The sequence below is a fragment of the Methylobacterium aquaticum genome, from assembly GCF_001043915.1.
In the GTDB taxonomy this organism is placed as follows: Bacteria; Pseudomonadota; Alphaproteobacteria; order Rhizobiales; family Beijerinckiaceae; genus Methylobacterium; species Methylobacterium aquaticum.
This window is the reverse complement of sequence record NZ_LABX01000289.1, coordinates 22,516-28,515: the sequence shown is the minus strand read 5'-3', so window position 1 is coordinate 28,515 and position 6,000 is coordinate 22,516. Positions and strand designations below refer to the sequence as shown.

General features: G+C 71.1%; 8 protein-coding genes. 5 read left to right on the top strand and 3 right to left on the bottom strand.

The window, feature by feature from the left end; translation table 11 throughout:
• From VP06_RS37465 to VP06_RS29730, 4 genes are all read left to right on the top strand, one after another.
• On the top strand, positions 1-495 hold a 495-nt coding region (locus tag VP06_RS37465), incomplete at its 5' end, for a radical SAM protein (protein WP_048467429.1).
• A gap of 206 nt (positions 496-701) precedes the next feature.
• The gene (locus VP06_RS29740; protein WP_156295845.1) at positions 702-1,058 is read left to right on the top strand and encodes a hypothetical protein; all 357 of its coding nucleotides are present in this window, start codon (positions 702-704) and stop codon (positions 1,056-1,058) included.
• A gap of 28 nt (positions 1,059-1,086) precedes the next feature.
• Positions 1,087-1,746, top strand: coding sequence for a hypothetical protein (locus VP06_RS29735; RefSeq protein ID WP_156295844.1), 660 nt, complete (start codon positions 1,087-1,089; stop codon positions 1,744-1,746).
• Positions 1,743-2,315 carry a GNAT family N-acetyltransferase gene (locus tag VP06_RS29730; protein ID WP_053082092.1) on the top strand — a complete coding sequence of 191 codons (573 nt, stop codon included), beginning with the start codon at positions 1,743-1,745 and terminating at the stop codon, positions 2,313-2,315. The genes VP06_RS29735 and VP06_RS29730 overlap by 4 nt, the downstream gene beginning before the upstream one ends.
• Here VP06_RS29730 and VP06_RS29725 read toward each other — a convergent pair.
• The 3 genes from VP06_RS29725 to VP06_RS29715 all read right to left on the bottom strand — a co-directional run bounded on the left by VP06_RS29725 (position 2,284) and on the right by VP06_RS29715 (position 5,475).
• On the bottom strand, positions 2,284-3,144 hold the full coding sequence (locus VP06_RS29725; RefSeq protein ID WP_048467421.1) for a PCC domain-containing protein: 861 nt from the start codon (positions 3,142-3,144) through the stop codon (positions 2,284-2,286). The two genes, VP06_RS29730 and VP06_RS29725, sit on opposite strands and share 32 nt — an antisense overlap.
• Positions 3,145-3,146: 2 nt before the next feature.
• On the bottom strand, positions 3,147-4,739 hold the full coding sequence (locus VP06_RS29720; protein ID WP_048467427.1) for an acyl-CoA synthetase: 1,593 nt from the start codon (positions 4,737-4,739) through the stop codon (positions 3,147-3,149).
• Between the two features lie 139 nt (positions 4,740-4,878).
• Entirely contained in the window at positions 4,879-5,475 is a 597-nt protein-coding gene (locus VP06_RS29715) for a ribonuclease HII (protein WP_197093318.1), read from the bottom strand.
• 245 nt (positions 5,476-5,720) lie between these two features.
• Between VP06_RS29715 and VP06_RS29710 the strand changes: the two genes are divergently transcribed.
• Positions 5,721-5,966, top strand: a complete 246-nt coding sequence (locus tag VP06_RS29710) for a hypothetical protein (RefSeq protein ID WP_048467419.1) — start codon at positions 5,721-5,723, stop codon at positions 5,964-5,966.
• Positions 5,967-6,000: the final 34 nt, after the last annotated feature.

Sequence of the window (6,000 nt, the reverse complement as noted above, 5' to 3'; positions counted from 1 at the left end):
ACCCTCGACCCCGACCTCGCCCGCCGGATGGAGCCCCGCGCTCCGCGGCCCGAGAAACGCCTGGCCGCGATCCGCGCGCTGACAGCGGCGGGCGTGCCCGCGATGGTGCTGGTGGCGCCGCTGATCCCCGGCCTCAACGACCACGAGATTGAGACCGTTCTGACACGCGCCCGCGAGGCGGGTGCCAGCGAGGCCGGCGGCGTGCTTCTGCGCCTGCCGCACGAACTCGCCGACCTGATGCGCGACTGGTTTTCCGAGCATTTTCCCGATCGGGCCAGGCGGACCTTCTCACTCCTTGCGCAGAGCCGCGGGGGAAAGGTCTACGATGCGGCCTATGGGCGGCGCTTCACCGGGACCGGGCCCTACGCGGATCTCCTGGACCAGCGGATGCGCGTGGCGATGTCCCGGCTCGGCTATCCGCCGGAACGGGTGCGGCTGAGGACAGACCTGTTCCGGGTGCCGGTGCGGGTGGGCGGGCAGTATAGCTTGTTTTGAGGCGGCAAGGACTATGAGTTTCCGCCCAGGAAAGGCGGTGTGCGGGTGACGGGTGGACCTCCCCGCTTCCCAAGCGTCTCATCGTGCAGAATCAGCCGCGGACAGGGTGGCCACAGCTGGAAAACAACCGCGCTTCGATGCATTCTGGCTGCATGAACGGTCGAAATTGCGTCCTGCTGCTCGGTGGAGCGATCGTGATCACGCCGATGACCCTCGTCGCCGGGCTTGCGATGGTGCTGCATCCGTCAAGGCAGGACCTGCCGAGACCGGCCCTCGTGCGCGGGCTGCCTGCTCGCTTTGCGGACGCCGATTCTGCTTTCAGGGCTCGCGTGGCCGAAGCCTTCCCGCTCGGCTCTTCGGAGGAGATCCTGATCCGGCGTCTTCGCGGGGAGGGCTTCGATGTCCATGCCCTCGACCGTCGGGGGTCGGATCGGAGCGAGGCGCGCGGGGCGAGCGTGTCGCTGCCGAGTTCCGCCTGCACGCTGACATGGCGCGTGCGATGGCGCGCGCAGGCGGGAACGATTGTCTCTGCTTCAGGGGATTATGGTGGGACCTGCCTGTGAGCGACGGACGACCCGATGCAACGACGCGATGGGCGATCATCGCCGTGACAGCCGCGCTCGCAGCCATCTTGGTTTTGCGGCTTCGGGATCCGACGCCGCCGAGCCGGACCAGCCCTGGTTTCCATCTCGGCGTAAGACGATGATGATTGGCGCGGCTCGCATCACGGTGGGGCTCACCGTCGTGTGTCGGCTCTGGCCGATGCTCGCGCTCCCCAGCCTCGCTTTCGCCGGCTCGGCCAGCGACATGCTGACACTGGCCATTTCGTCGGCCGAAGCGGTCGTGGACGAACGATACCGGACCAGACCCCAGATCGTCGTCCGGCTCGACGACGCGGGCCGGCGAGGCTTTGGAGATTTCACGGCACGGCACGTGACACAATGTGCGGTGTTTCTGGTCGACGGAAGGGCGGCCTCGGTACCATCGCGTATCCTGACGCCGATCACGGGCGGTTACGCCGTTTTCTATCCCGTTGCCGCAGACCGCGCGGCGCAGATCGCGCAGCTCCTTTCACGGCACGCCGCCACGCTGGCGGTCGAGGTCGCACCGTGCGACGTGTCCGCGCCCACGCCCCCGGATGACGATCGGCCGTCCCGGGCGGGAAATGGTGCGGAGAGCAGGAGTCGCGGCGGGGACGATGGGCGACTGACGCGCAACGACTCGAATCGACGTCCGATCCAGCAGCCATGACCGGCCAGCCGCCTCCCACCCTCGACACCCCGCGCCTCCACCTGCGCCCCGTCGGCCCGGAGGATGCCGAGGCCACCGGCGCCCTGATGACGCCGGCGGTGAGCCGCTGGCTCGCGTCCTGGCCGCTGCCCTTCACCGTCGCGATGGCGCGGGAGCGGATCGCCCTGTCGCGATCCCTGGCCGAGGCGGAACAGGCGCTCTCCGTCGCGGTGACCGCCCGCGGCACGGGAGACCTCCTCGGCTGGATCATGCTGCACCGGACCCGCGACGATCCGAGGGTTGCCACTCTCGGCTACTGGCTCGGCGAGGCGCATCAGCGCCGGGGCCTCCTGCGCGAGGCGGCCACGGCTCTGCTCCCGGTCGCCGCCGCGTGGCTCGATGTCGACCGGATCGAGGCCAGCGCGCACCCGGACAATGACGGTTCCTTCGCGGTCATGCGGGCCTGCGGCATGACCTTCCGGCGCGAGACGGTGATCCACGCCCCGGCGCGCAACCGGGACGAAACCGTCCACATCTATGCGATCGAGCGCGACGCTCTCACGCCGCCGTCAGGCACAGCTCGAAGGTGATGCAGGCGGCGTTGGCGCCGCGCCGCAGCACCCCCTCGTGGATGGCGCCCGCCACATCCACCACCGCGATGTCGAGATGCGCGATCCGTCCCCCGTCCGGCCCTGCCAGCACGGAACCGTCGCGGATCAGCACCTCGCTGGCATCGGTGGGGATCACGCGGCCATCGGCGAAGGCCGGCCGCACGATGCTGCCGATGCCGCGCACCCGCGCCGCCGTCAGGCGATGCGCCCGGGCCGCCGCCTCGATCGCCGCATGGATCTCTTCGTTGGGCTGGATCTTCACGAGCAGGCAACCCGCCTCCGACCCCGACAGAGAGGCCGGGGTGAAGAGCGGGAAGTTGGTCTCGGCATCCGGTTCGACCCGCCAGGCCGCCTCCGCCGTGCCCCAGGCTTCGGCCCGGACGCTGTCTGCCACCACCACCTCCGCCGGCAGCAGGTGGCCGGCGCGGCGGCGCCCGTCGGGCTCGATCCAGGTGCCGTGGACGTGCAGGAAGGGCGCGCCGTCGCGCTCGCCGAAGGTGGCGCTCGCCCGCTCCAACCGGGTCTCGCCCGCCGGCCGGTAGGTCTCGCTGTAATAGGCGGCAAAACGCGGATCGGCCGAGAGCGCGGGCATCACGTAACAGAAGGGCGAGAAGCTCCCGCCCGTCAGCTGCACCACGCCGCCCCGCATCCCGGCGAGCGGCCCGGCGACGGCGTCGAGGAGCGTGCACCCGAGCGCCAGGTCGAAGGCCCGGTGGAGGAGGGGCCCGCCTGTGGCGAGCCAGCGCTCCGGCCGCGCGGGGCCGGGCTGGGCGAGGGTGGCGAAGGGCGGCGTCGGATTCGCGCTCACCCTCAGGCCCTCTCACCGAGGAGGCCCGCCGCCTCCAGCTCGTGCCGCACCATCGTCTTGGTGATCTTGCCGTAGCCGGATTTCGGCAGCGACTCGCGCAGGATGACCCGGCGGGGCAGCTTGTAGCGCGCGACCTTGTCGAACAGGAACGTCATGACGTCCTCCTCGGTGAGCGCCATGCCCTCCCGGGGAACACAGACCGCGATGCCGATCTCGCCCCAGGTCGGGTCCGGCACGCCGAGCACCGCCGTCTCGGCCACCGCCGGGTGGGCCAGGATCTTCTCCTCGATCTCCCGCGGGTAGATGTTCGAGCCGCCCGAGATGTACATGTCGGAGGCGCGGCCCGTGATGTACAGGAAGCGGTGCTCGTCGAGGGTGCCGAGATCGCCGGTGCGGAACCAGCCGTCGCGAAACGCCTCGGCATTGGCCTTCGGGTTGTCCCAGTAGCCGGCGAAGACCGCCGGGCCGCAGACACAGATCTCGCCGGTCTCGCCCGGCCCGACCTCGCGGCCCTCCGGGTCCTGGATCTGCACCTGCATGCCGGTGCGCTCGAAGCCGCAGGTGCCGATCTTCACGCCTGGCCCGTCCTCGGCCTCGTGCAGCGCGGGGGGCAGAACCGTGATGTTGCCGGTGACCTCGCCGAGGCCGAAATACTGCACGATGACCTTGCCGAGAGTGCGCAGGGCCCGCTTCTGGTCCTCCCGGTACATCGGAGCACCGGCATAGATGATGGTGCGCAGCGAGGAATGGTCGTTGGCCTCGACCGCCGGATGCTCGACCATCATCTTCAGGATCGTCGGTACGGTGAACATGTTGGTGATCCGGTGGCGCGCCACCAGGCCCCAGACCTCCGCCGCGTCGAAGCGCTCCGAGGCCGGCAGCACCGAGGTGACGGCGCGGGCGATCTGCGTCACCGCATGCACCCCGGCCCCGTGCGAGAGTGGGGCCACCACCAGGGAGGCATCGGCCTCGGCCGTCGTCCCGGGCATCAGGTCGCAGAGGTGGTTGGTGACGACGAAGGCCATCTGGCCGTGGGTCAGCACCGCGGCCTTCGGCTTGCCGGTGGTGCCGGAGGTGTAGAAGAACCAGCACGGATCGTCGTACTCGACCGCGGCGTTCGCGACGGTCTGGCCCGCTCCCTCGGCCACCACGTCCTCGTAGGCCACGCCCTCGGCGGGGCCCGCGCCGATCACGACGATGCGGGTCAGGTCCGGGCAGGCGCCCCGCACGGCGGCGACATGGTCGGGATAATCGGCGTGGCACAGGAAGGCGGCCGCGCCCGATTGCTGCGCCAGATAGGCGACGTCGCCCGGCATCAGCCGGAAATTCGTCGGCACGAACACCGCGCCGAGCCGGAACGCCGCATACATCGTTTCCAGAATGGCGTTGCCGTTGCGGGCATGGACCAGCAGGCGGTCGCCCTTGACGATCCCGCGCTGGCTGAGCGCCGCGGCCAGCGCCGAGACCCTGGCGTCGAACGCGCGCCAGCTCCAGCTCCGCTCGCCCCAGACGATCGCCGCCCGGTCCGGATGGCGCGCGGCGGCCTGGGTGAGGGCATGGGCGAGGTTCATCACCCGGCGCGTCATCGGGGTCATCATCGGGCCGCCCTCCGGCTCTGAGTGCTCACGTCGTCGTCCTCCCTTCGGGGTCCAGGCCATTCGGCTCGTTCGCGCGTCGCCGGAAGCTTACGCTGCTCCGGGCGGAAAGCGGAAGCGGTGGCGTGCATGCACCGCCTCACCCGGTGCGGGACTTGAAGCTCAGCCGATGGTGCCGGGTCAGGCCGAGGCTCGCCATCGCGGCCCGGTGCGCCGCGGTGCCGTAGCCGACATTGCGCTCCCAGGCATAGGCCGGGTGGCGCCGGGCCAGCGCCCGCATCAGCCGGTCCCGCGCCACCTTGGCGACGATCGAACTCGCGGCGATCTGCGGCACCAGCCGGTCGCCGCCGACGACGGCCCGGCAGGGCAGGGGCAGGCCGGACGGCACGTCGCGCCCGTCCACCGCCACCTCGGCCGCGATGCCGAGGCGCACGACCGCGCGGCGCATGGCGTCGAGGGTGGCGGCGCGCACGTTGATCCGGTCGATCAGGTCGCGGGACGCGCCGGCGAGCGCCACCCGCCCGGCTGCCGCAATTCGCGGCGCCAGCCGCTCGCGGGCAGCGGCGTCGAGGCGCTTGCTGTCGTCGAGGGCTTCCAGCAGGTCGCCCGGCAGGGCGGCGGGGTCGAAATGCACCGCAGCCACGATCACCGGCCCGCACAGCGCGCCGCGGCCGACCTCGTCGCAGCCGATGAGGACGGGGTAGTCGGCGGCGTGGCGGGCATCGAACGGGCGCATCACGAGAGATGTGCAGCCGGTCGGGTTTCGAAATCCCTGCCCGCATGATCGCGTGATGTGTCGCTGTGGGCCGCGCGGCGCGAGGATGGGCGTCGATGCGCCGGACCGCGGAAGGAGGCGCGCGTCGAGGGGACTGCGTGCCGATGACGCGCCCGCGCCCGGCACGCGGCCTTTGGCACGCGGCATGCGGCGCCCGTCCTTCCGGCCCGGTTCGGCCGGATCTCGCCGCTGGAGGTACGCCGCCCATGAAGGTCGCCCTCGCCGTCGCCGCGCTCTCCCTCGTCCAGCCGACGCATTCCTGGTACCCCTTCGAGTGCTGCTCGGACCAGGATTGCGAGCCGATCTCCGACGCTGTCGAGGTGCCGGGCGGCTACCGGACGCACGGGGTCTTCGTGCCGATGGCGAAGGTGCGGCCAAGCCAGGACGGGCGCTACCACTGGTGCCACCGCGGCGACACCGTGTTCTGCTTCTTCGCGCCGCTCGCGGGCTGAGAGGTTTGGGAGCGAAGGCGCCTCAGCCTGTCTC

Coding starts and splice junctions, on each gene's coding strand:
- VP06_RS29730 (WP_053082092.1), top strand. CDS start 1,743: ATGACCGGCCAGCCGCCTCCCACCCTCGACACCCCGCGCCTCCACCTG.
- VP06_RS29735 (WP_156295844.1), top strand. CDS start 1,087: ATGGGCGATCATCGCCGTGACAGCCGCGCTCGCAGCCATCTTGGTTTT.
- VP06_RS29715 (WP_197093318.1), bottom strand. CDS start 5,475: ATGCGCCCGTTCGATGCCCGCCACGCCGCCGACTACCCCGTCCTCATC.
- VP06_RS29710 (WP_048467419.1), top strand. CDS start 5,721: ATGAAGGTCGCCCTCGCCGTCGCCGCGCTCTCCCTCGTCCAGCCGACG.
- VP06_RS29740 (WP_156295845.1), top strand. CDS start 702: ATGACCCTCGTCGCCGGGCTTGCGATGGTGCTGCATCCGTCAAGGCAG.
- VP06_RS29720 (WP_048467427.1), bottom strand. CDS start 4,739: ATGACCCCGATGACGCGCCGGGTGATGAACCTCGCCCATGCCCTCACC.